This is a genomic window from Thermodesulfobacterium commune DSM 2178 (assembly GCF_000734015.1).
GTDB classification, from domain to species: domain Bacteria; phylum Desulfobacterota; class Thermodesulfobacteria; order Thermodesulfobacteriales; family Thermodesulfobacteriaceae; genus Thermodesulfobacterium; species Thermodesulfobacterium commune.
Genome location: NZ_CP008796.1, coordinates 953,554 through 979,366, shown reverse-complemented (window position 1 = coordinate 979,366; position 25,813 = coordinate 953,554). Strand labels below are relative to the sequence as shown.

Annotated in this window: 25 protein-coding genes and 1 pseudogene; 13 read left to right on the top strand and 13 right to left on the bottom strand. The window is 38.1% G+C overall.

Going from position 1 to position 25,813, the window contains the following annotated elements; all coding sequences use genetic code 11:
• Position 1 precedes the first annotated feature (1 nt).
• Genes secG through HL41_RS04880 form a run of 3 tightly spaced genes read right to left on the bottom strand, consistent with a single transcriptional unit; the run spans position 2 to position 2,190 of the window.
• Positions 2-367, bottom strand: a complete 366-nt coding sequence (gene secG, locus HL41_RS04890) for a preprotein translocase subunit SecG (RefSeq protein WP_051754508.1) — start codon at positions 365-367, stop codon at positions 2-4.
• 22 nt (positions 368-389) lie between these two features.
• The gene (locus HL41_RS04885; protein WP_038060696.1) at positions 390-1,580 is read right to left on the bottom strand and encodes a homocysteine biosynthesis protein; all 1,191 of its coding nucleotides are present in this window, start codon (positions 1,578-1,580) and stop codon (positions 390-392) included.
• Between the two features lie 10 nt (positions 1,581-1,590).
• Entirely contained in the window at positions 1,591-2,190 is a 600-nt protein-coding gene (locus HL41_RS04880) for a CBS domain-containing protein (protein ID WP_038060694.1), read from the bottom strand.
• A gap of 145 nt (positions 2,191-2,335) precedes the next feature.
• Here HL41_RS04880 and polA point away from each other — a divergent pair, with 145 nt between their 5' ends.
• Both polA and HL41_RS04870 read left to right on the top strand, forming a co-directional pair.
• Complete coding sequence (gene polA, locus HL41_RS04875) at positions 2,336-4,933, top strand: DNA polymerase I (protein ID WP_038060692.1); 2,598 nt, start codon at positions 2,336-2,338, stop codon at positions 4,931-4,933.
• An 8-nt stretch (positions 4,934-4,941) separates the two neighbouring features.
• Positions 4,942-5,655 (top strand): pseudouridine synthase, encoded by a 714-nt coding sequence (locus HL41_RS04870; protein ID WP_038060679.1) that lies wholly within the window; start codon positions 4,942-4,944, stop codon positions 5,653-5,655.
• A gap of 10 nt (positions 5,656-5,665) precedes the next feature.
• On the opposite strand, the gene HL41_RS04865 is transcribed toward HL41_RS04870, so the two are convergent.
• The 9 genes and pseudogenes from HL41_RS04865 to HL41_RS04830 form a co-directional block, all read right to left on the bottom strand.
• On the bottom strand, positions 5,666-6,331 hold the full coding sequence (locus HL41_RS04865; RefSeq protein WP_051754507.1) for a 4Fe-4S dicluster domain-containing protein: 666 nt from the start codon (positions 6,329-6,331) through the stop codon (positions 5,666-5,668).
• A gap of 3 nt (positions 6,332-6,334) precedes the next feature.
• Entirely contained in the window at positions 6,335-7,000 is a 666-nt protein-coding gene (locus HL41_RS04860) for an ATP-binding protein (protein WP_038060676.1), read from the bottom strand.
• Between the two features lie 75 nt (positions 7,001-7,075).
• Positions 7,076-9,406 (bottom strand): excinuclease ABC subunit UvrA, encoded by a 2,331-nt coding sequence (uvrA, locus tag HL41_RS09990; RefSeq protein WP_407701838.1) that lies wholly within the window; start codon positions 9,404-9,406, stop codon positions 7,076-7,078.
• A 267-nt stretch (positions 9,407-9,673) separates the two neighbouring features.
• Positions 9,674-12,325 (bottom strand): annotated as a pseudogene (gene uvrA, locus HL41_RS09985) (excinuclease ABC subunit UvrA); the annotation flags it as partial.
• A gap of 16 nt (positions 12,326-12,341) precedes the next feature.
• On the bottom strand, positions 12,342-12,704 hold the full coding sequence (gene dksA, locus HL41_RS04850; RefSeq protein WP_022855839.1) for an RNA polymerase-binding protein DksA: 363 nt from the start codon (positions 12,702-12,704) through the stop codon (positions 12,342-12,344).
• A complete protein-coding gene (gene moaC, locus HL41_RS04845; RefSeq protein WP_038060673.1) occupies positions 12,704-13,204 on the bottom strand; it encodes a cyclic pyranopterin monophosphate synthase MoaC in 501 nt (166 codons plus the stop codon). Before moaC ends, dksA begins: the two co-directional genes overlap by 1 nt.
• Positions 13,204-14,349 (bottom strand): molecular chaperone DnaJ, encoded by a 1,146-nt coding sequence (dnaJ, locus tag HL41_RS04840; RefSeq protein WP_038060671.1) that lies wholly within the window; start codon positions 14,347-14,349, stop codon positions 13,204-13,206. Before dnaJ ends, moaC begins: the two co-directional genes overlap by 1 nt.
• An 8-nt stretch (positions 14,350-14,357) precedes the next feature.
• Positions 14,358-14,624: a DNA-directed RNA polymerase subunit omega gene (gene rpoZ / locus HL41_RS04835; RefSeq protein WP_038060669.1), complete on the bottom strand. Its 267-nt coding sequence runs from the start codon at positions 14,622-14,624 to the stop codon at positions 14,358-14,360.
• 38 nt (positions 14,625-14,662) lie between these two features.
• Positions 14,663-14,887: a NifU family protein gene (locus HL41_RS04830; RefSeq protein WP_200870690.1), complete on the bottom strand. Its 225-nt coding sequence runs from the start codon at positions 14,885-14,887 to the stop codon at positions 14,663-14,665.
• 109 nt (positions 14,888-14,996) lie between these two features.
• Between HL41_RS04830 and ilvD the strand changes: the two genes are divergently transcribed.
• The 4 genes from ilvD to HL41_RS04810 are packed head-to-tail and all read left to right on the top strand — an operon-like array spanning position 14,997 to position 19,189.
• Positions 14,997-16,652 carry a dihydroxy-acid dehydratase gene (gene ilvD, locus HL41_RS04825; protein ID WP_038060666.1) on the top strand — a complete coding sequence of 552 codons (1,656 nt, stop codon included), beginning with the start codon at positions 14,997-14,999 and terminating at the stop codon, positions 16,650-16,652.
• Positions 16,649-17,416 (top strand): MlaE family ABC transporter permease, encoded by a 768-nt coding sequence (locus HL41_RS04820; RefSeq protein ID WP_038060664.1) that lies wholly within the window; start codon positions 16,649-16,651, stop codon positions 17,414-17,416. Before ilvD ends, HL41_RS04820 begins: the two co-directional genes overlap by 4 nt.
• 8 nt (positions 17,417-17,424) lie before the next feature.
• Positions 17,425-18,153: an ABC transporter ATP-binding protein gene (locus HL41_RS04815; RefSeq protein ID WP_038060661.1), complete on the top strand. Its 729-nt coding sequence runs from the start codon at positions 17,425-17,427 to the stop codon at positions 18,151-18,153.
• A gap of 19 nt (positions 18,154-18,172) precedes the next feature.
• The gene (locus tag HL41_RS04810) at positions 18,173-19,189 is read left to right on the top strand and encodes an MlaD family protein (RefSeq protein ID WP_038060657.1); all 1,017 of its coding nucleotides are present in this window, start codon (positions 18,173-18,175) and stop codon (positions 19,187-19,189) included.
• A gap of 4 nt (positions 19,190-19,193) precedes the next feature.
• Here the strand turns inward: HL41_RS04810 and HL41_RS04805 are convergent, their stop codons facing one another.
• Positions 19,194-19,655, bottom strand: a complete 462-nt coding sequence (locus HL41_RS04805; protein ID WP_038060653.1) for an Lrp/AsnC family transcriptional regulator — start codon at positions 19,653-19,655, stop codon at positions 19,194-19,196.
• Positions 19,656-19,731: 76 nt separating this feature from the next.
• Between HL41_RS04805 and fabZ the strand changes: the two genes are divergently transcribed.
• The 7 genes from fabZ to greA are packed head-to-tail and all read left to right on the top strand — an operon-like array spanning position 19,732 to position 25,781.
• Positions 19,732-20,172, top strand: coding sequence for a 3-hydroxyacyl-ACP dehydratase FabZ (fabZ, locus tag HL41_RS04800; RefSeq protein WP_028840840.1), 441 nt, complete (start codon positions 19,732-19,734; stop codon positions 20,170-20,172).
• Between the two features lie 5 nt (positions 20,173-20,177).
• Positions 20,178-20,987 (top strand): acyl-ACP--UDP-N-acetylglucosamine O-acyltransferase, encoded by an 810-nt coding sequence (gene lpxA / locus HL41_RS04795; protein ID WP_028840841.1) that lies wholly within the window; start codon positions 20,178-20,180, stop codon positions 20,985-20,987.
• Positions 20,988-20,993: 6 nt separating this feature from the next.
• On the top strand, positions 20,994-21,818 hold the full coding sequence (locus HL41_RS04790) for an LpxI family protein (protein WP_038060649.1): 825 nt from the start codon (positions 20,994-20,996) through the stop codon (positions 21,816-21,818).
• Positions 21,805-22,761, top strand: a complete 957-nt coding sequence (locus HL41_RS04785) for a Gfo/Idh/MocA family protein (RefSeq protein ID WP_038060646.1) — start codon at positions 21,805-21,807, stop codon at positions 22,759-22,761. Before HL41_RS04790 ends, HL41_RS04785 begins: the two co-directional genes overlap by 14 nt.
• Positions 22,758-23,915 (top strand): lipid-A-disaccharide synthase, encoded by a 1,158-nt coding sequence (gene lpxB / locus HL41_RS04780; RefSeq protein WP_038060645.1) that lies wholly within the window; start codon positions 22,758-22,760, stop codon positions 23,913-23,915. The genes HL41_RS04785 and lpxB overlap by 4 nt, the downstream gene beginning before the upstream one ends.
• A gap of 51 nt (positions 23,916-23,966) precedes the next feature.
• On the top strand, positions 23,967-25,253 hold the full coding sequence (locus HL41_RS04775; protein WP_038060641.1) for an IMP cyclohydrolase: 1,287 nt from the start codon (positions 23,967-23,969) through the stop codon (positions 25,251-25,253).
• A 57-nt stretch (positions 25,254-25,310) separates the two neighbouring features.
• On the top strand, positions 25,311-25,781 hold the full coding sequence (gene greA / locus HL41_RS04770; protein WP_038060640.1) for a transcription elongation factor GreA: 471 nt from the start codon (positions 25,311-25,313) through the stop codon (positions 25,779-25,781).
• The last annotated feature ends 32 nt before the right edge of the window (positions 25,782-25,813 follow it).

Genomic DNA, 25,813 nt, shown 5'->3' with positions numbered 1-25,813 from the left:
ATTAGTTTTTAGGTTTTTCTGAGGTAGAAGAAGGAATTTGAGGAGGCACCGGAATATTTTGAGGGGTAGTTGGGGTAGGAATAGAAGAAGGAGAGGGTGTTTGAGTTTGAGGGGTAGGGACGACAGGAATTTCTGTTTTATTTTTGCTGGTGTGGATTTTGGTGAGTAAGATAGAGTTTAAAAAAAATACCAACACCAAAATCATCGTTACTTTGTTTAAAAAGCTAGTGGGGCCTGCACCACCAAAGATGGCCTCAGCCCCTCTAAACACCGCACCGTATTCTGAACCTTTGGTTACGTTTATCAAAACAATCAAAATTATCAATATGGCTACTATTAACTGTAAAACCGTTAAAATAGTTTCCATCGAAAATCCTCCTTTTTAGACTTTATCTCATCGGAAAAAGTTTAGCCCCAGATAAGGGGCTAACTGGTTCTGTTAACAACATCTCTCCCTGTTTAATCCAGTTTTTAAGGATTTCAGCTATTTTTCTGGCTTTAGGAAGGCTTGAAATAGGAAAGGTAGGGACCTCTTTTCCTAAGACGGTTATTTTTCCACTTTTCAGTTCTGCATAACTTACGATCCCGTAGTTTCTTTTTATTCCGTTAGGATAGTCATAGGAGTAGTCTATTACCTGGGTAAAAAGGTCTTCGTCAGAGAGTCCTGCCCATTCAGCCACCTGTTCATTCAGGATAGGAATAGGTATACCTAATCCTACTGCCAAAGAACATCCATAGCCTATATGACTTGTTCCTACCAACCATTCTGGGGACATTTCTTTGAGATTTCCGATAACCATAAGGGTAGCTGCAGGTTGTATAGGTGCCCCTTTAGGTGTTCTTTTAACTTCGGTTTTATGCTGGGTCCCAGCCCAAATCACATACCCTTTGGCTCCTCCTAAGAAAATCCTTGTCCCTATCCCTATGGTTTTTAGATAAGGATCTTTTAACAAGGGAGAAAGACATCCTGCAGTTGCATAGTTGGCATTACCAAGGTTAGGTTTTAACACACCCATGTAGGTATAAAGTATTTTATCTGAAAGATTGATGGCACAATTATAGTTTTGATAAGCATTCCTTGGGTTGCAAAGAATGGCATCTACTAACTCATGAATAGTGAACTCTTTTTCAAAAGATTTTCTAGGATAACAATGGGTCCCATAACCTAAGGCCCTTAGATGAATTTTTTTTCCGGCAACTAAGTCGTGGATAACATGTCCACCACCGTATAAAAACTGCCCCGGAAAAACTTTGTTAAGAGGGTCGTCTTCTCTAGGTTCAGTAGCCCCGATGTAAAGGTCTACAGCCGCAAGTCCCCCATAGGCTGGCACATCGTTTAACCAAATCCTATAGGCTTTTATCGTGGGAGAGGTATGTCCAAAGTTTAGAAAAGCCCCAGAAGAACACATCGGTGAAAAGGTCCCGGTGGTGACTACATCTACCTCTTTAGCCGCTGTAACAGGCCCTACCTCTTTAACTAAACTTACAAACTCTTCAGCTGTAAGAACTACAGCTTCTCCTTTTTCAATCCTTTTATTAATATCTTCTATGGTTTTCTTAACTTTGAATTCTCCTTCCATTGGAAACCTCCTAATCGATAATGGATATTATTTTATGACCTGCTACTTCAAGCTCAGAAGCTATCTTATCTAAGGATATTTTTTCTAATCTTATAAAATAAACCCTTTCTCCTTCAAAGTTAACATCCATTCCTATCGAAATAACTTTGCCTCCGTTTTTTCTGATGGTCTCTAACACATCATCTAAGTTACCATTTTTAGGAATAACGTCTAAACGAGAAGAGGCCCTTAAAATCCCCATAAGTTCTATAAAAGATTCTAAAATGTCAGTAACGGTTATGATACCTACTAATTTACCTTGGCTAACCACAGGCAGCCCACCGATTTTATACTTATAAATAAGCTTAGCTGCCTCGTCTATGTAAGTATCGGGGTCTACGGTAATTGGGTTTAAGATCATAACCTCTTTAAGAGAAAGTTTTAGCTTTTCTGGATTAAGATAGGCTCTCAACTCACTTTCAGTCACCAACCCTATCAACTTTTCTCTGTCTCTGTCTACTATAGGAAGGTGCCTGATAGAGTGTTTTTTCATCAGCTGAATAGCCTTTTCTACTGTATCGTCAGGAAAGGCAACCACCACATCAGTAATCATCCAGTTTTTAACTTTCATTTTTTTCCCTTGGATGAAATTTTTTAATTAAATATACCATAAAAAAATAAATAGCCAAACTAAAGAAGTGCGTTCTGTTTTTTAAGTTTTATTTTTGATAAAATAGATTAAATTTTAAGGTACCTAACTAGGAGGTGAAGGCTACATGGTAGACAAAAAAGAAATAATTCTTATAGATGGGGCCTCTTTTATCTATAGAGCTTATTTTGCTATTCCTGGATATTTAGCTACTTCTAAAGGGCTACCTACCAAAGCTGTTTTCGGTGTCACTCAGATGGTACTTAAAATTTTAAAAGAATGGGACCCTGAGTATATAGTCTGGTTTATGGATGAAAAAGAGCCTACATTTAGACATAAGGCTTACGAAGGATATAAGGCTACCAGGCCTCAAATGCCAGACGATCTAAAGATCCAAATACCTTACATAAAAAAAATCATTTCTGCTTTAGGGATTCCTTTGGTTTCAGCTCCTGGATATGAAGCGGACGACTTGATAGCAAGTTTTGTCAAAAGATTTATCTTGTCTCCATCAACAGAAACTTCTCATAAGGCTATCATAGTGGCTGGGGATAAAGACTTATATGCTCTTGTTTCTGATAGAGTAAGGATTTATGACCCGGTAAGAGAAGTTTTTTTAGATAAAGAAGGTTTTATTCAAAAATATGGATTTTCCCCAGAGCTTTTCCCTGAATTTAGAGCTTTGGTAGGTGATAAAAGCGATAACATACCCGGAGTCCCAGGGATAGGAGAAAAAACCGCTAAAGAGTTGCTCATAAAATTTAAGACCTTGACAGGGATTTATGACAATCTTTCTTTAATTTCTTCTAAAAAAATAAGAGAAAATTTGAGAAAATATCAAGAACAGGTGTTTAAAAACCTTGATCTTATTAAGCTCAATCTGGAAGCCCCTCTCCCTTCAGAGGACCTTGAATTCTATCGAAGAAAAGACCCTGACTATCCTACACTTAAAGCCCTTTTTAAAGAACTTGAGTTTAGAAAACTTCTTTCAGAGCTTTCTTTACCCCAAGAAACTTTACCAAAACCACCAAAGATAAGAAAAGCCCATCCAGATTTATTTAATACGGTAAAAAAAGACTCGGTAATAGCTGTTTTGCCTGAAAATCTAAATAAAGGCCTTTTTGGTAATTTGCAGCCTTCGGATTTTTTGATTTCTTTTTCTGAAGAAGAGGTCTATAGGTTGACTTTAGAAGAGTGTAAAAGATTGGCTGAGGAACAAGGTATTTATGTGGTTTATGACTACAAAAACTGGCTTAAAAACTACAAGATTTCATTTTCTCATCCCTTAGACGTAAAGTTAGCAGCTTATCTTTTAAATCCCGGATTAAAGGCTTATGATTTAAACTTTTTATTTCAGGAATACTTAGACCTAAATCTTAACGGAATAAACAGGGTTTCTGAAGAATTATCAAGGATAAAGGTAGTCAGTTTAAGAAGGTTAGGTAAAGAGCTTTTAGCAAGGTTAGAAGAAGAGGGGCTTTCTTCTTGGTTGTTTAAGGTAGAGGCACCTTTAAGTATGGTTTTAAACGAGATGGAAGAAGTTGGGATAAAGATTGATTTGGTTTATGTAAAAACTTTAGTACAACAATATCGAGAGAAAATAAAAGAACTCGAAGAAGAACTTTTTAAGATTGCGGGAAAAAGATTTAATCCTCGTTCTTCAAGAGAGGTAGGTGAAATCCTCTTTAATAAACTGAATCTCCCTTCTATAAAAAGGACTCCTAAAAGTTCGGCTCCTTCTACCGACGCAGAGGTGCTTGAAGAACTAGCTCCTTTACATCCCTTTGCCAGGCTTCTTTTGCAATATCGTACTACTCAGAAAATATTGAGCACCTACCTTGAGCCTTTTTTAAGGTATGTCAGACCCCTTACTTCTCGTATTCACACAGAGTTTAACCAAACAGGAACAGCCACAGGTAGGATTAGTTCGCAAAACCCAAACCTGCAAAACATTCCCATAAAAGGAGAGGAAGGTTTAGAAATTCGCAGAGTATTTATAGCAGAAGAAGGCTGGTGGCTTTGTAGTTTAGACTACTCACAAATAGAACTCAGGATTTTAGCTCATTTTTCTGAAGACGAAAATCTTATAAAGGCCTTTAATGAAGGGCAGGACATCCATACCTTTACAGCCTGTGAGGTATTTGGGGTAACTCCTGATAAAGTAACCCCTGAAATGAGAAGGGTTAGCAAGGCTATAAACTTTGGGATTGCCTATGGGATGAGTCCTTACGGCTTAAGTAAAGAGCTTAGAATTTCGGTAAAAGAGGCAGAAGAGATCATAACAAGGTATTTCCAGCGGTATCCTGGTGTTAAAAAATACATAGAAGAAACGATAGAATTTGTTAAAAACCATGGGTATGTTAAGACCTTAGCCGGGAGAAAACGTTATATTCCTGAAGTATTTAGTTCTGATAAAACTGTAAGAGACTTAGGGTTTCGCATGGCAGTAAATACCCCGATACAAGGCTCTGCCGCAGACCTTATCAAGGTAGCTATGGTAGCCCTTTATAGGCAAATTAAACAGAAAAAGCTAAAGTCCCGTCTTCTTTTACAAATTCACGACGAACTTCTTCTTGAGGTGCCAGAAGAAGAAGTAGAGGTGATAAAGGATATAGCTCCTTCGGTGATGGAAGCTCCTTTCAGTTTTTTAGGCCTTGATTATGTTCTGAAAGTACCTATTAAGGTTAATTTTGCCTTTGGTAAGTCTTGGGCTGAATGTAAATAGGTGAAAGGATGCGCTTAGATAAATTTCTTTCTAAACTTGGGATTGGTTCAAGAAAAGAGGTAGCTCTTTTAATCAAAAGGGGTAGGGTTACGATTAACGGTATAAAGGTAACAGACCCAGGGGTAAAGGTTAACCTTGAAAAGGATGTGGTTCAGATCGACGGAAAAGAAGTTAGGGGTAAGGTAGAAGGTTTTTATTATAAATTCTATAAACCCAGAGGGTGTGTTACCTCTAAGTCAGACAAGGACCTTACGGTAATGGATTTTCTTCCTAAGGATCTGCCAGGATTAAACAGGATTTTTCCTGTGGGAAGACTTGATAAGGATGCGGAAGGACTGCTAATCTTTACTGATGATGGTGTTCTTGCCCATAGGATGATGCATCCTAAATGGAAGCTTGTTAAGACCTATCAGGTTTGGCTGGATAAAGAAATAACTGAATTAGACCTGAAAAAGATAGAACAAGGGGTTGAGCTTTCTGACGGCAAGACCTTACCGTGTACAGCTTCTTTTTTAGATGAGACTAAAAGGTGGATAAAGATAGAGGTTAGGGAAGGGAGATATCATTTGATAAAAAGAATGTTTGGAAGCTTAGGCTATAAGGTTGTAGGTTTAAAAAGGATAGCGATAGGTCCTGTTGAATTAGGAGAACTCAAACCATCAGAAATAGTTCCTCTTTCTGAAGAAGAAGTTAAACTTTTAAAAAAGGCAGTTGGTTTATAAAAAATTAGGTTTAGGATTTTTGGTTTAAAAGTTTTTTTACCTTTTGCCATCCCATCTTTTCTATCATAGCCCCCACCCTTTCTCCTTTTTCGTTGTGGTTTTGGTAAAACTCTATCAAGTTTTTCAAGTAAACCGGAACTTCTTCAGGTGAAGCCTTGGTTAAAAAGGAAGCCAGTCTTGGATGTCTCCCCAGTTTCCCTCCGACGTAGATTTTATAACCTCTATAGGTTTCTTTTATAGCTCCTTCAGGACAAGCTTTTATACATCCACCACATCCTATACATTTTTTATTGTCTATTACAATTTTTTGATCGACTTTTTTAATCGCCCCTTCCTCACAAGAAATTACACAATTGTCACATAGAGTGCACAAACTATCATCGTGTTTTATTTTAACAAAACTATGGATTCCAAAGTCAGCGATATAAAGCTGGGAACACCCGTTCGGACAGTCTGAAATGGAGACTTTAAACCGGTGATGGGGTTTTAAAGGTTGCCCTTTTAGTTTGTTTTTTATAAAATCATCCAGTTGAGAGTTTTTAAGTACATTTTCAAGGGTTTTTATAAGCTCGAGAGGACGGTTTATAGCGTTAGGACATCCTTTTGGACCAAAGCAGGTAATAATCTCGTAAGCTACAGATGAAATTCCATAGGGCATAACCATATCTTGTTTCATCCTTTAAACCTCCTCTATATCTTTAAGCCTTCCGTCTATACTAATGGTGTAGACCTTAAAGGGAAGTTTTTGGCTTAAAGTTTTTCTTACGTCTAAGAGCAGTTTAACCAAATTTTTGCAACAAGGCACTTCCATGATGGCTATTTCTAAACCATTCGGTTGGGCTTGATGTAAAATCTCAGATAAATTTTCCCAGTATAACTCAGGTGGGTCAAACTTAGGACATCCCGTTAGGATTTTCTTGCCAGGAAGAAGATGGGTATGAAGGTGGGGATAAGCTACGGCTACACAGTCTGCACAAATCAATAGATTAGCTCCCTTTAAAAATTTAGCAGAAGGCGGGACTAATCTAAGTTTAACCGGCCAATGAGAAAGGGAAGAAGGTATTTCGGTTGCACCAGTAGGTTGGTTTTTAGGAATAAACTCTTTAATTTGATGAGAGGGACATCCACAAGGTAAGAAAGAGGAAGTTTGAGGTTTTTCTATAAGTTTTATAGCACCGGTAGGACATTCACCTATGCAAGCCCCAAGCCCGTCACATACCTCTTCTGCTACAAGCTTAGCCTTGCCATTGACGATAGCTATCGCCCCTTCGTGGCAGGCAATTACACACTGACCACATCCATTGCAGAGTTCCTCGTCTATTTCTATAATCTTAGAGGCTTTCATCGATATATGCCCTCCTTTTTATTTTTTATAAGTTTAGTTAAAATATAAACTGACCTAAATAAAAAAAACCTTGATTTAGGTCAACTTAAGATATTTTTTAAGGATTTTAGAGGTAGGGGTAGAAGCTTTTAAGAAATCTTCTATCGGACCTTGAAAAAGGATTTCTCCTCCTTTTTCTCCTCCTTCAGGTCCAAGTTCTACCACCCAGTCTGCCCATTTGATAAGTTCAAGGTTATGTTCTATCACGATTACTGTATGCCCTTTCTGGATTAAACCTTGTAAGAGTTCTGCTAATTTTTCTACGTCTTTTATGTGAAGTCCTGTGGTAGGCTCATCAAGAAGATAAAGGTTCCCAGGTTGAGAAGACTTGATAAACTCTTTGGCAAGCTTTATCCTCTGAGCTTCTCCTCCAGACAAGGTTGGACTTGGCTGTCCTAAGGTTAGATAGTCAAGGCCAATATCGCAAAGGATTTTAAGCTTATGTTGGATCGAGGGGTAGTTGCTGAAAAATTCTACAGCTTCAGCAAAGTCCATCTCAAGGACCTCTGCGATGTTTTTATTTTTTAACAAAATTTCTAAGGTTTCTGGATTATATCGTTTACCTCCACAGTATTCACATTTTTGATAAACTGCAGGTAAAAATTTAATCTCTATCTTTTCATATCCCTGTCCATTGCAATAAGGACACTGCCCTTCTTTGGTATTAAAGGAAAATCTGCCTTCTTTGTAACCTCGTTGTTTAGCCAATAAAGTGTTGGCAAAGGCCTTTCTGATGTCGGTAAAAACTCCTACATAGGTAGCAGGGGTAGATTTTGGGGTGTTTCCTATAGGTTGGTGGTCTACTAAATATACCCTTTTGATTTTTTCCCAGTTTTCTATGTTTTTTAAACCGTAAATAACGTTTTTTTCTCCCTCTAAAAGTCTTTTTAGATTTTCGTAAAGGCATTCCTCTAATAAAGTAGACTTCCCTGAGCCTGAAACTCCTACTACTACCGTAAGAGCGTTTAAGGGAAAAGAAACGTTGATATTTTTAAGGTTTCTTAGAGAAGCCTCTTTAAGTACTAAGAATTCCTTAGGATTGCGCTTAAAACTTTTTAGGGTTTTTCTGTTTGGATCTTTAATTACTTCAGCTGTAGGTGAGGAAGATCTTAAAAATTCTTTAGAAGGTCCGCTAAAAAGTACCTGTCCTCCTCTTTTTCCTCCTCCTGGTCCCAAGTCTACTATAAAGTCGCTTGCCAAAATCGTATCTTCGTCATGTTCAACTACTATCAAGGTATTTCCTTTATCCCTGAGTTTTTTTAACACCTCTATTAATTTTTGTGTATCCTTAGGATGAAGCCCGATGGTAGGTTCATCGAGGATATAGGCTACCCCTGTGAGATTGCTACCTATTTCTGCTGAAATTCTTACCCTTTTGGCTTCTCCTGAAGATAGGGTGTCTGCAGACCTACCTAAGGTAAGATATCCTACACCTAAGTCTATTAAATAATTAAGTCTTGAGAGAGTTTCAGAAATTAGTTCTTCGGCTATTTTTTGTTGTATACCTTCAAACTTAAGTCCCTCTAAAAATTTTTTTACTTCGTAGAGACTTAAGTTAGACAATTCAGGCAAAGAAATTCCGTTAATTTTATAAGAAAAAACCTCTTTACGATATCTTGAACCGTTACAATCAGGGCATGGTTTTTCTTCAAGTCTACCAAGTCCTCCACAATTAGGACAAGCTCCTACCTTTGAATTAAAGGCAAAAAGCAACGGGTCTGGTTCAGGAAGACTTATTCCACATAAAGAGCAGGTTCTTTTTTGACTAAAAAGTACTTCCCTTTTATCGGTTTTTATCAAAACCTCTCCTTTTCCAAGTTCAAGCCCTTTGTAAAAAATCTTTTCAAACCACTCTTCTTGCCAATCTATTTCTTGAGCTAACACCACCTCAATCGTATATTCTTTAAACCTTGAAAGAGCAGGGATAGGAGGAATGTGGTAGAATTCTCCGTTTATTCTGACCTTATGATATAGGTTGGCAAGCAGTTTATCAAACAGATTTTTGTAGATTCCTTTTCTGTGTTTTACCAAAGGAGCAAGAAGGGTAATGTTTGAAGCTTTTTCTTTTTTTAAAAACTCTAAAGCTAAGTCAAACAACTCCTTTGGTTCATGAGGTTTTAGCTCCCTTTCACATTTAGGACAGTAGGCCTTGCTAACCTTAGAATAAAGAAGCCTAAGATAAGGAAGGATCTCGGTAATAGTCCCTACCGTAGATTTGGGAGAAAGTTCTCCTGACCGCTGTTCTAACGCTACCGTAGGCGGTATCCCTGAAATGAGATCATAATCTATCTCTTCATAAAGCTTAAAAAACTGTTTCAAATAAGTGGGTAAAGTTTCTAAAAATCTTCTTTGCCCTTCCGCAAACACCACATCAAACGCAAGGGTAGATTTTCCAGAACCAGAAACCCCGGTGATTACTATCAACTGTTTCCTTGGTAGGTTTAAGTCTATGTTTTTTAAGTTATGATGCCTAATCCCTCTGAGTTTTATAAGATCTTCGTCGTAGCGATAGTTTTTGGGGGCTTCGGCTTTATCTTTAAGGTTTAGGCCATCGAGATATTCTGTTAGATAAACAGAGGTTTGAGTCTGTACTTCTGGATTTTTGATAAACTCAGAAAAGGGCCCTTGGAAAAGAAGTTCTCCTCCCTCTTCTCCGCCCCCAGGACCAAGCTCCAGTATCCAATCAGAGTTTAAGATAACTTCGGGATGATGTTCTACTATTACCACCGTGTGCCCTAAGCTTTTTAAGTAGTTTAAAGAAGAAATCAGTTTTTCTATATCTTTTAGATGAAGGCCCACCGTGGGTTCATCAAGAAGGATTAGACATTTTTCTCCTTTTATTTTCGAGAGTAATTCCGCTATTTTTAGTCTTTGGGCTTCTCCTCCCGAAAGAGTAGAAAGGGGTTGCCCCAGTTTGAGATATCCTATCCCAAGATTTTTTAAGAGGGTGAGGGTTTTTTTGAGAGGTGTATGTCCTGAGAAGAACTCTAAAGCCTGTTCTACGGTAAGGTCTAACATTTCAGCGATGTTTTTCCCTCTCCATCTGACTTCTAAAATCTCTTCCCTAAATCGGGTCCCCTTACAAACCTCACAGGGGATGGTTAGGTCTGATAAAAATTGCATCTCTATTATCTCAAAACCAAGACCTTTGCATGCAGGACACTGGGCATGTTCTGAGTTAAAAGAAAACCAAGTTTCAGTATATCCCAAACTTTTTGCGGTATTAGTACTTGCAAGAAGCTTCCTTAAATATACCATGATGTCTAAATAGGTTGCTACTACCGAGCGAGGGGACCGAGCCAGTGGTTCCTGAGTAAGGTATAACACCTGGTCGATCCGGTTGACTCCCTCGATCTTTTCACAGGTTTTTAAAGGATGTTTATTCTTTGCGTCGACCAGGCCTTGATAAATTATATCTTCTAAAAGGGTAGACTTACCAGACCCTGATACCCCTACTATGCAGGTAATCGCTTTTAGCGGAAGAGAAAAAGAGAATCCTTTTAGGTTGTTTTTCTTAGCTCCATAAAATCTGATAAAACCTGAGGGTTGAAAGTGGGTTAAAGAATAGGTTCTTTTTTGGCTTATCTCGGTTAAAGCTTCAGCTGTAGGAGTATTTGTGTTAAAAATATTTTTTGGAGGTCCAAAAAATAATAGATGACCTCCTTTTTCCCCTCCCTCTGGACCTAAGTCTATCAAAAGGTCCGCTTGAGTAATGATCTCTGGATCGTGTTCTACTACCACCACAGTGTTTTTTTGAGAAACCAATCTTTCAAGAAGTTTTAACACTTTTTGGGTATCTCTGGGATGAAGTCCAGTAGTTGGCTCATCTATCAAGTAAAGGGTTTCTACTAAGTTAGAGGAAAGAGCTCTTGTTAGAAGACATCTGCTGGTTTCTCCACCAGAAAGGGTTTTGCTTGCTCGGTTAAGGGTAAGGTAGGAAAGCCCTACTTCTTCAAGATAGGAGAGACGTTTTAATATTTCTTTAGCCAGCCTCTCTTCCGCAGGCTGAGGTTTTTGTTCTAAAAAGTTTTGAATAAACTTAACCGCTTCTTTAATTTCTAAACTGTAAAAATCTCCGATGTTTAACCCGTTGACATAAAACATCAAGGCTTGAGGGTTAAACCTGGTTCCTTTACATACAGGACAGCTTACTTCTCTTCTTAGTTTTGAAAGAAGGATCCTTATATGGGGTTTATAACGTTTACTTTCAAGCCAGTCTATAAGCTCTTTCAGTCCGTACCAATCCCCTTCGCCCCAAAAGATTTTTTGCTTAATTTCTTCAGGGAGGTCTTTAAAGGGAAGGTTTAAGTTTATGTTTTTAGTCCTTAAAAACTCTATCAGGTCCAGTTTTACCTCAAACAAAAAAGGAAAATCAAGGATAGGGATAGCGCCTTTGGTTGCAGGTTTTTCTGGATGTTTTACCAAGGCCTCAAAGTCTAAGACTAACAGGTTTCCAAACCCTTTGCATTCAGGGCAAGCCCCTAACGAGCTGTTAAACGAGAATAAATTGGGGGTTTTTTCGGGTATTTTAAGTCCACACTGAGGACAGTTTTTTTCTTGGGTATAATATGCCTCTTCTCCATAAATAGTTCTAACTTTGATCCAGGGAGAAAGTTTAAAACCGAGTTCTAAAGAGGATATAAGATCAAAGAGGTCTTTTTCCGTAGGCTTAAGTCTATGTATGACTAATTCTATTTCTTCAGGGACTTTTTCTATCTCGTCTATTTCACATACCTTCCCATCTAAAAAGACCCTTGAAAATCCTGCAGCAAGTAGACCTTCTTTGAGGTGCTCAAAGCTTTCTTGCGGTTTTTGAGGAACTATGAGGTAGAGTGGTACCTGATAAAATTTTTCGATAATCTCTTTGGCTATAGACTGTGGGGTTTGAGGTAGAAGGTATTTTTTACAGTTAGGACAAAAAGGGACCCCGTTGTAATAATAAAGCATCTTGGTAAAATGGCTAATTTCAGTAAGGGTAGCTACCGTAGAACGTGAAGTTTTGATGCTATTTCCTTGAGGAAAGGCTAAAGCTGGGGGGATGTTTAAGATAGCTTTAACCTTAGGTCTGGGGAGTTTTTCGAAAAACTGTCTTACATACGAAGAAAAGGTTTCTATATAACGTCTCTGGCCTTCGGCAAAAAGGGTGTCAAAAACTAAACTCGATTTTCCAGCCCCAGAAACACCGGTAACTGCTATCAGATGATAAAAAGGAAGTTTTAAACTAAATCCCTTGAGGTTATTCTGTGTAACCTCAAGAATTTCGATAAATCTATCTTGATTCCTCACGAAGTTTTTAGATTATTTATTCTCCTCTGATTTTTTCCATCCTTTCCTGGGCTTTTTTACATTCAATACAAAGGGTGGCCTCAGGTCTTGCAAGAAGCCTTTTTTCGTCTATTTCTTCTCCGCAGGCTTCACATATTCCATAGGTCCCATCTTCTATTTTTTTTAGGGCTTTGTCTATCTTTTTTAACAGTTTTTGTTCTCTGTCTCTTAGTCTTAACTCAAAAGCCAGATTACTCTCACGTGTAGCCTGATCGATGGCGTCTGCTAAAGGTTCATACTCTTCCACCAACTCTTTTTTGGTTTCTAAAACATCCTTTAGAATTTCTTCGCGGCGTTTAAGCAAAAGTTCTTTGAACATGGCTAATTTTTCCTTATCCATCAAAAATCCTCCTTTCCAGGTTGTTCTTCTAATACTACTTCACCACTTTTTCCACCAGTTTTATAAACCAACCTGATGTTGGTGATTTTGATACGCTTATCAAGGGCTTTACACATATCATAAACGGTAAGAGCAGCAATGCTTACTGCGGTCAAGGCCTCCATCTCTACCCCGGTTTGTCCTACAGTCTTTACCATCCCCTCGATTTCAAGCACATACCTTTCAGGAATAAACCTAAAATTAAGGTCTACCTTAGAGATGGGCAAAGGATGGCAAAGAGGTATAAGCTCAGAAGTCTTTTTAGCCCCTAAAATTCCTGCAACCTTAGCACAGGCTAAGAAATCTCCCTTAGGGATATCTTGGGATATCACCTTAGGGTAGATCTCTTCAGGAAAGACTACCTCAGCTTTAGCTATGGCTATTCTCTCAGTCGCAGGTTTTCCTCCTACATCTACCATAAAAAGATTGCCTTGGGAGTCTAAATGGGTAAAACCAGCCATTATCTACTTCCAAAAATAAACTTTTTCCAAAAACTTTCTTTTTTCTTTTTTTTCTCCTGTTGATATGGTTCTAATCTGTTGGTTGAACCGTCGATTTTTTCTTTTTCAGCTATCTTTTGTAAAAGTTTTTTTGTTTCTTCGCTAACGTTATGGGGAAGCTCTACCTGTAATCTTAGGATAAGGTCTCCTCTTTTCTTGGTTTTAGGGTCAGGAAGTCCTTTATTTTCTATAACAAGTTCATCCCCTGGTTGAGACCCTGGGGGTATTTTTACAGATAGGGTTTCTTTAAAAAAGGGTACTTTAACTTCATCTCCTAAAATTGCAGAAACAAAGTTTATCTTTAAATTTCCTATAAGATTAGATTTTTCTCTGTAAAAAAGAGGATGTGGTTTGACTTTTACCCTAAGATAAAGGTCTCCTGGCCTACCTCCATAAAGCCCAGCCTCTCCCTCGCCGTAGATCCGTAAAATAGTCCCATCCTCTACCCCAGCAGGGATAACTACCTTTATTTGCTTTTTCTTCCAAGCCCTTCCCGACCCGTTGCATTTCTTACAGATTTCTACATAAGTAGAACCTCTGCCTCTGCAATCTGGACAAGCATAAGCAATCCTAAAAAATCCTTCGGTGTAGACAATTTTCCCTTTACCATTACAGGTTTCACAAATCTTTAAACCTTTATCAGGATTATAGCCTAATCCCCCACAATCTTCACATAGGTCCAATTTTTCTATGTCAAGCGTAATTTCTTTATCTGTAAAAAGGTCCTCTAAGTCTACTGCTACTTCATATGAAAGGTCAGCTCCATCTCGTGGTCTGGTATGACTTTTTTCTTCAAAGGTAAAACCAAAAAACTCCTCAAAAATGTCAGAAAATGTTTTGAAAATATCTCCTACATCTTCAAACCTTCTATGACCAGAAGAAGTAAGCCCTGAATAACCGTAAGTATCATAGATAGCTCTTTTTTCAGGGTCAGAAAGCACTTGATAGGCTTCAGAAATTTCCTTAAATTTTTCCTCAGCCTCTTTATTACCTGGGTTTTTATCAGGATGATATTTGAGCGCAAGTCTTCTATAAGCTCTTTTTATTTCTTCTTGAGAGGCGTTTCTTGGAACCCCTAAAATTTCATAAAAATCTTTGTAAGACATTCTTTCCTTTATTTAGAAGAACTTTTTTGCTTTAAGATCTCGGTTAGTTCGTAAGGAGAGGAGGTTTTTTCTTTTTTACCAAGCTGTTTTATGTTTTCAAAAGTAACTAATCCCGCGGCAATTTCTCTAAGAGCTAACACAATCTCTTTGTTGTCTGCCTGTACAAGAGGTTCAGCCCCTTCTTTTAATTGTTTAACCCTTTCTATGGCTAAGTGTACCAATCTAAACCTGCCTGGTACTTTTTTTAGACAATCTTCTATCGTAACCCTGGCCATACCTTTATACCCCTTTTAGACTATTTTTAAAATATCAATTAAACGGCTACTACTTCTGTTACCTCAGGGACCTCTTTTTTTAAGTATCTTTCGATACCCATTTTTAGGGTCATGGTAGACATGGGGCAAGAACCACAAGCACCTTTTAACCTAACCTTTACCACCCCTTCTGGAGTAACCTCTACAAGCTCTACGTCTCCACCATCAGCCTGCAACATAGGCCTTACTTTAGCTAAGGCTTGTTCTACTGCATCTTTAATCATAAAAAATCCCCCTAATAAAAATTTTTCTTAAAATTTAATACATTTTTTCTTGACAGCAAGGTTTAATTTCAATAAAATAACAAAGATACCACTAATAGTGGAGGACAACATGAGAAGCGATCGGATTAAAAAAGGTATAGAGAGGGCTCCCCATAGGTCTTTACTAAAAGCGTTAGGGTTTACAGACAACGAACTTAACAAGCCTCTTATAGGAATTGCTAATTCTTTTAACGAGATCATCCCAGGGCATATACATTTAAGACAGATCGTAGAGGCGGTTAAAGCTGGGGTAAGAGAAGCAGGAGGGGTGCCTGTTGAGTTTGGGGTTATAGGGGTTTGCGATGGGATTGCCATGAACCATGAAGGAATGCGCTATTCTCTTCCGAGTAGAGATATCATCGCAGACTCTATAGAAATCATGGCCCATGCCCATGCCTTTGATGGTCTGGTACTGGTTACAAGCTGTGATAAAATCACTCCTGGCATGATGATGGCAGCTTTTAGGGTAAACATTCCCTCTATCCTGATAGCAGGTGGCCCCATGCTTACAGGACTGTATAAAGGTCAGAAAGTTAACCTTATTTCTGTGTTTGAAGCCATCGGAAAGGTTCAGAAAAAAGCCATGACAGAAGAAGAGCTAAAAGAACTTGAGAGTTGTGCTTGTCCTACCTGTGGTTCTTGTGCGGGAATGTTTACTGCTAACTCGATGAACTGTTTGTCTGAGGCTATAGGAATAGCTTTACCAGGCAACGGAACCATCCCTGCCGTGTTTGCTGACCGTATCCGTTTAGCCAAGGAAACAGGAAGGAAAATCGTAGAGCTTGTAGAAAAAGGAATTACTCCAAGAAAGATCATCAACAGAAAGTCTTTTGAAAATGCTATAGCCGTTGATATGGCACTTGGGTGTTCCACTAACACAGTATTACATCTTATGGCTATAGCTAGAGAAGCTAAGGTAGACTTAGATTTGAAGGTGTTTGATGAAATTTCTAAGAAAACCCCGGTACTTGCTAAGCTTATCCCAGCAGGTTACCATAGCGTGGTGGATTTGCATTTTGCTGGAGGGATACCAGCGGTTTTAAAGGAGCTTTCCAAGTTGAACCTTATCCACCTGGATGTAAAAACAGTTTCAGGAAAAACATTAAAACAACTTTTAAAGGACGTAGAGGTTTTAGATAGAGAGGTTATAAGACCGGTAGAAAATCCCTACCATAAAGAGGGTGGTATCGCCGTGCTTTATGGAAACTTAGCCCCTGAGGGAGCGGTGGTTAAGACCAGTGCCGTTTTGCCTGAGATGTTAAAACATGTTGGTCCTGCAAGGGTTTTTGACTCTGAAGAGGAGGCCTATCAGGCTATATTAGCCGGGAAGATTAAAAAAGGTGACGTTGTAGTCATAAGATATGAAGGCCCTAAAGGGGGGCCTGGGATGAGGGAGATGCTTTCTCCTACTTCAGCTATAATAGGAATGGGTTTGGGTGGTTCTGTAGCCCTTATTACCGACGGAAGATTTAGTGGAGGCACCCAAGGGGCTTGTATAGGACATGTGTCTCCTGAGGCTGCAGAGGGAGGTCCTATTGCTTTGGTTAAAGAAGGAGATCTGATAGAAATAGACATACCCCAGAGAAAGCTTGAACTCAAAGTTTCAGAAAGGGAACTTGAGGAACGTAAGAAGAAATGGAAACCTTTGAAGAAAAAATTAGAAGGAGTATTGAAAAAATATCATAGTTTAGTACAATCAAGTTCAAGAGGGGCTATATTAGAATGAACGTCTTAAGGTTCTTAGGAAGAGGTTTTCTTAAGGTTCTCGAAGATTCAGGGGGAATTTTCCTCTTTTTTCTAAAGAGTTTGATTTATTTCTTTACTCCCCCTTTTCGACTCAAGCATTTAATTAAACATATGGAATTTATAGGGGTTAAGTCCTTTTTGGTAGTATTTCTTACCGCGCTTTTTTCTGGGATGGTTACAGCCTATCAGGTTAACATTGCTCTTTCCAAAGTAGGTTCTCAAAGTATCTTGGGTGGTGCTGTAGCTTTAACCCTTACTAGAGAGTTAGGTTCTGTGCTTACAGCCATCGTGGTGGTGGCAAGAGCGGGTTCTGCTATCTGTGCTGAGATTGGAAGTATGAGGATTACAGAGCAGATAGATGCTTTAAAAATAATGGCTGTTAACCCAATTCAGTATCTCGTCAGCCCAAGGCTTTGGGCTGCTATTTTAGTTTTACCCTTACTTACAGCCATAGCAGATTTGATTGGTATCGCCGGAGGTTATGTGGTAGGGGTTTTTTTGGTAAAAATAGACCCTGGGTTACTTACTGCCAGGATGACTGACATGGTAGAATTTAAAGACATCATGAGTGGTATCCTAAAATCTATCTTTTTTGGAGCTTTTTTGGTAAGTGTATGTGGTTATAAAGGTTATAACGTAACAGGAGGAGCTGAAGGGGTTGGAAGGGCTACTACCGAGGCGGTGGTGGTGTCTACCGTAGGTATTTTGGTGATGGATTACATCTTAACTACTCTTTTCTTTTAGAGGTATAGATGATAGTTATCAAGGGACTTAGAAAAAGTTTTAACGGATTTGAGGTGTTAAAAGGGGTAGACCTTACTATACCTGAAAACTGTATAACTTTTATCATGGGACAAAGTGGTACTGGAAAAAGTGTTCTTTTGAAACATATCGTAGGTTTAATTAAGCCTGATGCTGGAGAGATCTGGTTTGAAAACCAGGATATTACTAAACTTTCGGAAAAGGAGTTGCAAAAGGTTAGAAGAAATATAGGCTTCTTATTCCAAGAAGGAGCTTTATTTGATTCTATGACGGTGGGAGAAAACGTGGCTTTCCCTTTAAAAGAACATTTCAAGTTAAGCGCTAAAGAAATCAATTCTCAGGTAGAAGAACTTTTAGACGCTGTAGGACTTCTTGCCTCAAAGGATAAATTCCCCTCTGAACTTTCAGGAGGTATGAAAAAAAGGGCAGCTTTGGCTAGAACCCTTGCTTTAAAACCTAAGGTTATTCTTTTTGATGAACCCACCACCGGGCTTGACCCTATCTTACAGGTTTCGATCTTACAACTCATAAAAGACATAAAAGAAAAATACCAGCTTACCTGTGCTATCATAAGTCATGACGTAGCTTTAGCTTTAAAATTTGCAGATTATATCGCCTTTTTACATCAGGGTATTATCTTAAAGTTTGGTACCCCTGATGAGATTAAGCAGGCAGAAGAAGAGTTTATTCAGAACTTTTTAAGAAGTGCTTTATTATAGGCTATAAGGAGGTGAAAACATGGCAGTAAAAGGCTCTACTGAGATAAAAGTTGGTTTTTTTGTTTTTATAGGTATTTTAGCCCTCCTTTATCTTACCTTTAAGTTAGGAGAAGAGGCTTTTACTCCAAAGGATAGCTATAAGCTTTATGCGGTTTTTGAAAATGTCTCAGGGCTTGCCAAAGGAGCCAAGATAGAGATGGCTGGGGTGAATATAGGGAAGGTAGGGAACATAGAGCTTACCCCTGAAGGAAAGGCTAAAGTAGAACTTTTAATCTATAGTAAATACAAAGTCCAGGAAGACGCAGAGGCTTATGTAAAAACTTATGGGGTATTAGGAGATAAATTTGTAGAGTTAAAGCCAGGACTTTCTAAAAACTATCTTAAGCCTGAAAGTATGATAGCCAATGCTCACAGTGCAGTCTCTGTGGATGATCTGTTGGCTAACATCGGACCTACGGTAGAAGGGTTAAAAGAGCTTTTAGGTACTGAGGAAGGTAGACAAAACTTAAAGATTTTAGTAGCAAACATAAAAGAAGCCTCAGAAAGTTTCAAAGGTATCGCCGCTAAAATAGAGAAAGGGCAAGGTAGTTTAGGAAAATTGGTTACAGATGATAGTTTATATGTAAACCTCAAAGAAACCACAGAACATCTAAAAACTATAGCCAGACAAATAGAAAGCGGACAGGGGACCCTTGGAAAACTGGTTAAAGACGACCAACTTTACAAAACCCTTACCCAAACAGTGGCTCATTTAGAGAAAGTTTCAAAGAAACTTGAAAAAGGAGAGGGGACTTTAGGGAAACTGATCAATGACGAAAGGCTCTACAAAGAATTGAAACAAATATCTACCAACCTAAAAGACATAACCGCACGGATAGAAAGAGGAGAAGGGACGTTAGGTAAACTTTTAAAAGACGATTCTCTTTATGTAGAGGCTAAAAAGACCCTTAGAAGTGTTAACAGAGCAGCCAAAGGGGTAGAAGAGCAGGTTCCTATCAGCGTAATGGGTACAGTGGCTGGAGCTGCGATGAAATAAAAGATTAGAGGGTAAAAACAGCCTTAGCCTTAAACTTTTTTACCATAGGAAAACTTTTGATTTCTATTTGATATTTATCAGATAGATTTTTGATAAAGTTTGGTAAGGTTTCTTCTGAAGGGAGGACTACGGTAAACCAGAAGTTAAGTCTATGTTCTCTGAGATAGGCATGGGTAACCTCTGGCAGTTCTGCTATTTCATAAACTATGTTTATTTTTTCTTCTGGGATAGAAGTTCCACATAAACAGGTATAATACCCCAATTTTATCGAGTTGACTGTGGCTCCAAAATGCCTAATAATTCCTTCTTTTTGAAGGTTTTTTAAAAATTCTATTATTTCTTCCTCTGAAAGGTCGAATTTTTTAGCCAAAGTTTCAAAAGGTTTTTCTTCTATAGGGAATTCTTGCTGTAATAGGTTTAGCAGGTTTTTTTTATCTTTTTGAGAAAGTGAAAACTTTTTTGCCATTTGTTTTTATCCCTTCTTTTAAGATTTGATTTTCTATGATAATATAAAAATCGATTGTTTACAACGGAGGCTTGAGATGGAAATAAAGGCCAAAGAAATTTTTGAACTTCTGCCTCATCGTTATCCATTTTTGTTAATAGATAAAATTTTAGAGCTTGATAAAGAAGGTGAATACATAAAGGTGTTGAAAAATGTAACCATAAATGAGCCTTTTTTTCAGGGACATTTTCCAGGTAATCCCATAATGCCTGGTGTTTTGATCCTGGAGGCTATGGCACAAGCAGCAGCTGCTGGACTTAAGTTTATTTTCCCAGAGTATAAAAATAGCCTTTTTGTGTTTGCAGGGGCTGATAAGGTAAGGTTTAGGCATCCGGTTTATCCTGGAGATACCTTAATCTTAGAAGCCAAGGGGTTTAAAAAGAAAGGACGTATTATTAAAACCTATGCGGTGGCTAAGGTAGGAGAAAAAGTAGTGGCTGAGGCAGAGTTAATTGCAGGTTTGAGAGAGGAGGACTAAAATTTATGGCCAAAATACATCCTACTGCCTATGTAGATCCCTCTTCTGAGATAGAAGAGGGTGTAGAAATAGGACCTAATGTTTATATTGGCCCAAAGGTTTTTATAGGCAAAGGCACCATCATCAAGCCATATTCTTACATAGAAAAAAACACTAAAATTGGAGAAAACAACATAATCGGTCCATCTGCGGTTATTGGAACAGACCCTCAGCATTTAGGATACAAAGGAGAAGAAACCTTTGTAGAGATCGGAAACGGTAATATTATCAGAGAGTTTGTTACCATCCATAGAGGGACTCCTTATGATGATGGCATTACCAGGATAGGTAATCATTGTCTTTTGATGGCCTATGTGCATATAGCCCATGATTGCAAGGTAGGGGATCATGTGGTGATGGCAAACGCCGCAACTTTAGGAGGACATGTAAGGGTAGGTGACCGAGTGGTTATGGGAGGTTTTTCAGCAGTACATCAGTTTTGCAGAATAGGGGCGTATGCTTTTGTAAGTGCTATGACAGGGATAGACAAGGATGTGCCTCCTTATGTAAAGGTTTTTGGAGTCCCTGGGAAAATTCAAGGGATTAACTTGGTTGGATTAAGAAGGGCTGGTTTTACTAAAGAGGATATAAGAAAAATTTCTCAAGCCGTGGGTTTTTTTCTTGACGCACCAGCTACGATAAAAGAGGTGGTTCAGGAGTTGCGTGAAATTTTTAACGAAGACCCAGTAGTTAATGAACTTGTTAAGTTTTTAGAGAATCCCTCTCGTCAGGGAATTATGAGGAGAAAACCTTTCGAGGGTGAAGAGGCTTTTTAAAGGTTTATGGAGACTACTTCTGTAGGCCTCATCTCAGGTGAGGGAGAGTTCCCTTTAATTTTGGCTCAGGTTTTAAAAAAACAAGGTTATAGAGTAGTGGCTGTTTGTTTTTCTAAAGAGCAAAAAAGGCGACTTGATCCTTTAGTAAACAGGGTGGAAGAAGTAGGGATAGGTCAGCTGGGAAAACTTATCAAGATTTTTAAAAAAGAGCAGGTAAAAGATTTGGTATTTTTAGGAAAGTTAGATAAAAGTAAGGCCCTGAAGATAGGGATTCCAGACGTCAAGGCTTTTTTATTATGGAAACGTCTTAAAAACCGAGAAGACAACACTATCTTAAAGGCAGTAGCCGAGGAGTTAGAAAAAGAGGGCTTTAGAATAAGAGGACCTGCTGAGTTTTTAAAAGAATTTTTGACCCCAGAGGGGGTTTTAACTAAAAGAAGTCCTAATGAGGATGAATGGGAAGATATTAGATATGGCTTTTATATTGCTAAAAAAATAGGGGCTCTCGACATAGGTCAGTGTGTGGTGGTAAAAAACAAGATGACGGTTGCTGTAGAAGCTATGGAAGGAACAGATGCGACGATTTTGAGGGCAGGAACGTTAAGAGAAGATACGGTGGTCATAAAAGTAGCTAAACCTATCCAGGACTTAAGGTTAGACTTGCCGGTGGTAGGATTAAATACGATAGAAAATCTGATAAAAGCTAAAGCTAAAGTTTTGGCATTAGAAGCAGAGAAGACTTTTTTTCTTCAGCAAGAAAAGTCGTTAGAACTTGCTAACAAACACGGTTTAGCTATTGTAGGCTATAGAGGAACCGATGGAGAAGCTTAGGGTAGGTATCATCGGGATAGGTCATTTAGGAAGGTTTCATGCTGAAAAGCTTGCTCAGATAGATAAGGCAGATCTGGTAGCTTTGGTAGACATAAATCCCGAAAGAGTACAAGAAGCGGTTAAAAAACTTAAAAAACTTGGAAAAAATCCTCAAATTTTTTCTAACTATAGAGACATAGCTAGGTTAGTAGATGCGGTGGTGATAGTTACTCCTACTTTTACCCATTATGAAATAGCCAAGTTTTTTATAGAGAAAGAAAAAGCCGTTTTTTTGGAAAAACCTATTACTAACGAATTAAATTTAGCGGAGGAATTGGTAAATCTTGCTGAGAAAAAAAACGTTCCTTTACAGATAGGGTATATAGAACGATTTCAGGAGGCAGTAAAAGAGGCTATTTCAAAGATAAAAAATCCGGTTTTTATAGAAGCCCATAGACTTTCCTGTTTTACTGAAAGAAATTTAGATATAGATGTGATTTTAGACCTAATGATCCATGATTTAGACCTGGTACTTATGCTGAAACCTGGTAGAAAAGTTGAGTTTATACATGCAGTAGGAGCTCCTTTCTTTACCAACCTTCCAGACATAGTAAATGCTAGATTGGTTTTGGATGATGGGACTACCTGCAACCTTACTGCCAGTCGTTTGTCTTTAAGCAGACAAAGAAGAATAAGAATTTTTGAAAAAGGAAGTTATGCGGTGATTGATACCTTAGAGAAAAGTTTTCTTTATGTTCAGGTTGACCCTAGTACTAAGGAATACTTTCAAGAAAAAAAACTTTTTCCACAAGATGATCCTTTGAAAAGTGAGCTGATTCATTTTGTAGAAGGGATTTTAGCTGGTAGACCTCTTTCCCCTAATGGGAAGGAGGGGTTGCAATCCTTAGAATTAGCGTTTCAAATAAGAAAACAGGTTGAGCAAAATCTGAGAAAATTCTTATGAGTTCAGAAGCCTCTTGCAAAATCTTTATCATAACCGGTGAGTTGTCTGGAGACCTTTACGGTTCTCTTTTGATAAAAAGAATAAAAGAGGTTAATGCAGCTTTTCAGTTCGTGGGTGTAGGTGGTCCAAAGATGAGAAGTCTTGGGATAGATATACTTTTTTCTGCTGAGCCTCTAGCTTTAGTAGGTTTACCTAATCTGTCAGAATTAAAGAAATACTGGTTTGTATATAAAAAGATTAAAGAATTTTTAGCTAAAAAATTGGTAGATGCTGTGGTTTTAGTCGATTTTCCTGGGTTTAATCTTAAGATAGCTAAATTAGCTAAAGAAATGGGTTATCCGGTTATTTACTATATAGCTCCGCAGGTTTGGGCATGGCATAAAAGACGGATCAAAATTTTAAAAAAATATGTGGATAGACTTTATGTAGTGTTGCCTTTTGAAAAGGAGTTTTTTAATTCTTATGAAATCCCAGCTATTTTTTTAGGTCACCCTATCTTAGACCTTATCAAGGTTAATCTTTCTAAAGAGATGCTTTTTGAAATTTATGGGTTAGATGAAGAAAAACCTATTTTAAGCTTTTTCCCCGGAAGTAGAGAAAAAGAAATTCAAAGACATGTCCCCCAATTTTTAAAAATTTATCGCATGGTAAAAGAAAAGGTCCCTGAAGTACAGGGAATAATGGTTAAGGCTTTAGGATTAAAAGATTCTTTTATCTGGGAAGGAGCTAAAAAGGAGATTAAGGTGGTAGAAAATACTCAATATGAGATCTTGAAGTATTCTACCGCGGCTCTTTTAGCTTCAGGTACTATAACCTTAGAAGCAGCCATTATAGGTACCCCCGCGGTAGTTACTTATTTTCTTCCTTACTGGATGATGAGTTTAGCTAAAAGATTGGTTAAAGTTCCTTTTATCAGTCTTCCTAACCTTATACTTGGGAAAGAGGTTTATCCAGAAATAGTAGGATTTAGGAAGACTCAAGAGGAGATTATTGTTCACCGCTTGATTGAACTTTTAAAAGACCGTACCAAACAAGAACGGATTAAAAGAGATTTGGAGGGTTTAAAAAGATTACTTGGGGCTCCTGGTGCTAGTTGGAGGATCGCTGAAGATATGGTAAGGTATTTGATGTCTTTAAAACGCAAGGTTTCTTGACAAATTATATAAGTTTTTATATTATTAATTTAATTTTTTAGGAGGTTGATCATGGCAGAAGACTTGAAAAAAATGTACTATACAATAGTTACAGACCATTTTCCTTCAGAAATAAGAATAACTTTTGGAGATCAAACTTTGATATATAAAAAAAGGACCTGGGATATAGAGGTTGAACCGGGTGTGATAGAAAGGAGAGGATTAAGATATGGAGAAAATCCAGACCAAGAAGCAGCACTTTATGAGTTGGTAGCAGGAAATCTGATTTTAGGAGAATGTGAGTTTATTCATCCCAATTTAGGGTTGGTTTCTTCTTTAAGAGAACAGGATTTTATTCAGTTCGGAAAACACCCAAGTAAAATCAACCTTACTGACATCGATAGCGGTTTAAACATCCTTAGGTATCTTAACGAAAAACCTTGTTGTGTTATCATCAAACATAACAATCCTTCTGGGGTAGCTTATGGAAATAGTTTAGAGGAGGCGTTTTTACGGGCTTTTAAGGCAGACCGTATCGCAGCTTTTGGCGGAGTGGTAGTATTAAACAGGCCTGTAGATAAGGCTTGTGCGGAGGCTATAGCTTCTAATTATTTTGAGGTAGTAGTTGCTCCAGAATATGAAGAAGGAGCTATAGAGATTTTAAAAGCTAAAAAATCTTTAAGAATAATACGGATTAAACGGATGGATCGACTTCAGAACTACAGAAATTATAAAATTGTAGAGTTTAAAAGTCTCATAGATGGTGGCCTTATAGTACAGGTTTCTCAAAGTAACAAGATTAATCGTCCTGAAGATCTGAAACCTGCGGTTGCGGTAAAAGATGGGATCGAGTACAAATGCCTAAGAGAACCTACCGAAAGAGAGGTTAAAGACATGCTTTTTGGTTGGGCTGTAGAACTTGGGGTTACTTCTAACTCGGTTTTGTTTGTAAAGGATGAATGCACCGTAGCCATCGGAACAGGAGAACAAGACAGGGTTGGTTGTACTGAGATAGCCATCTTTAAAGCCTACACTAAGTTTGCTGATTTGCTTTGCTACGAAAAATATGGGATTCCTTACAAACAATTGGAGTTAGAAGTAGCAAAAGGAATCCGTCCCAAGGAAGATAAAGAAAGGATAGATGAAGAAACCAAGGAAAAAAAGGCAGGTTTGATAGGGGCGGTGATGGTTTCTGACGGATTTTTACCATTTAGAGATTCGGTAGACGTGGTGGCTAAACAAGGAGTTACGGCGATTTTACAACCAGGTGGTTCAATAAGGGACTGGGAGGTTATAGAGGCTTGTAATGAATATCAAATTGCCATGAAATTTACCGGACAAAGGGCTTTTAGGCACTAAACATTTTGTTTTTTTCAACTTCAAATCATTACTAAAAAAGAAAGCAGGGGGGTTATAATGAATAAAATACCTTTTACACCTGAAGGTTTAGAAAAAATAAAAAAGGAACTTGAATATCTTATCAAGGTTGAAAGAAGAAAGGTAATCAAGGCTATCGAAGAGGCCAGGGCACACGGTGACCTTTCGGAAAATGCCGAATACGAAGCAGCTAAGGAGAGGCAAGCTCATATAGAAGGAAAGATCCAGGAACTTTCAGGGATTTTAGCCAATGCTGAAGTAATACCACCTTTAAACAAAGCTCCTGATAGGGTACAGTTTGGAGTAAAGGTCAAACTTTTAAACCTGGACACCGATGAAATAGTGGTTTATAAGATAGTAGGTCCCTATGAGACAGACCCTTCAAAGGGTATTATTTCAGTTAATTCTCCTATAGCTAAAGCTTTGATAGGAAAGGAGATAGGAGATGTAGTTCAAGTAAAAACACCTTCTGGTATAAAAAATTTTGAAATTTTAGACATAGAAATTTAAGCTTTGGGTTGTATTTTAGCATAAAACTAATA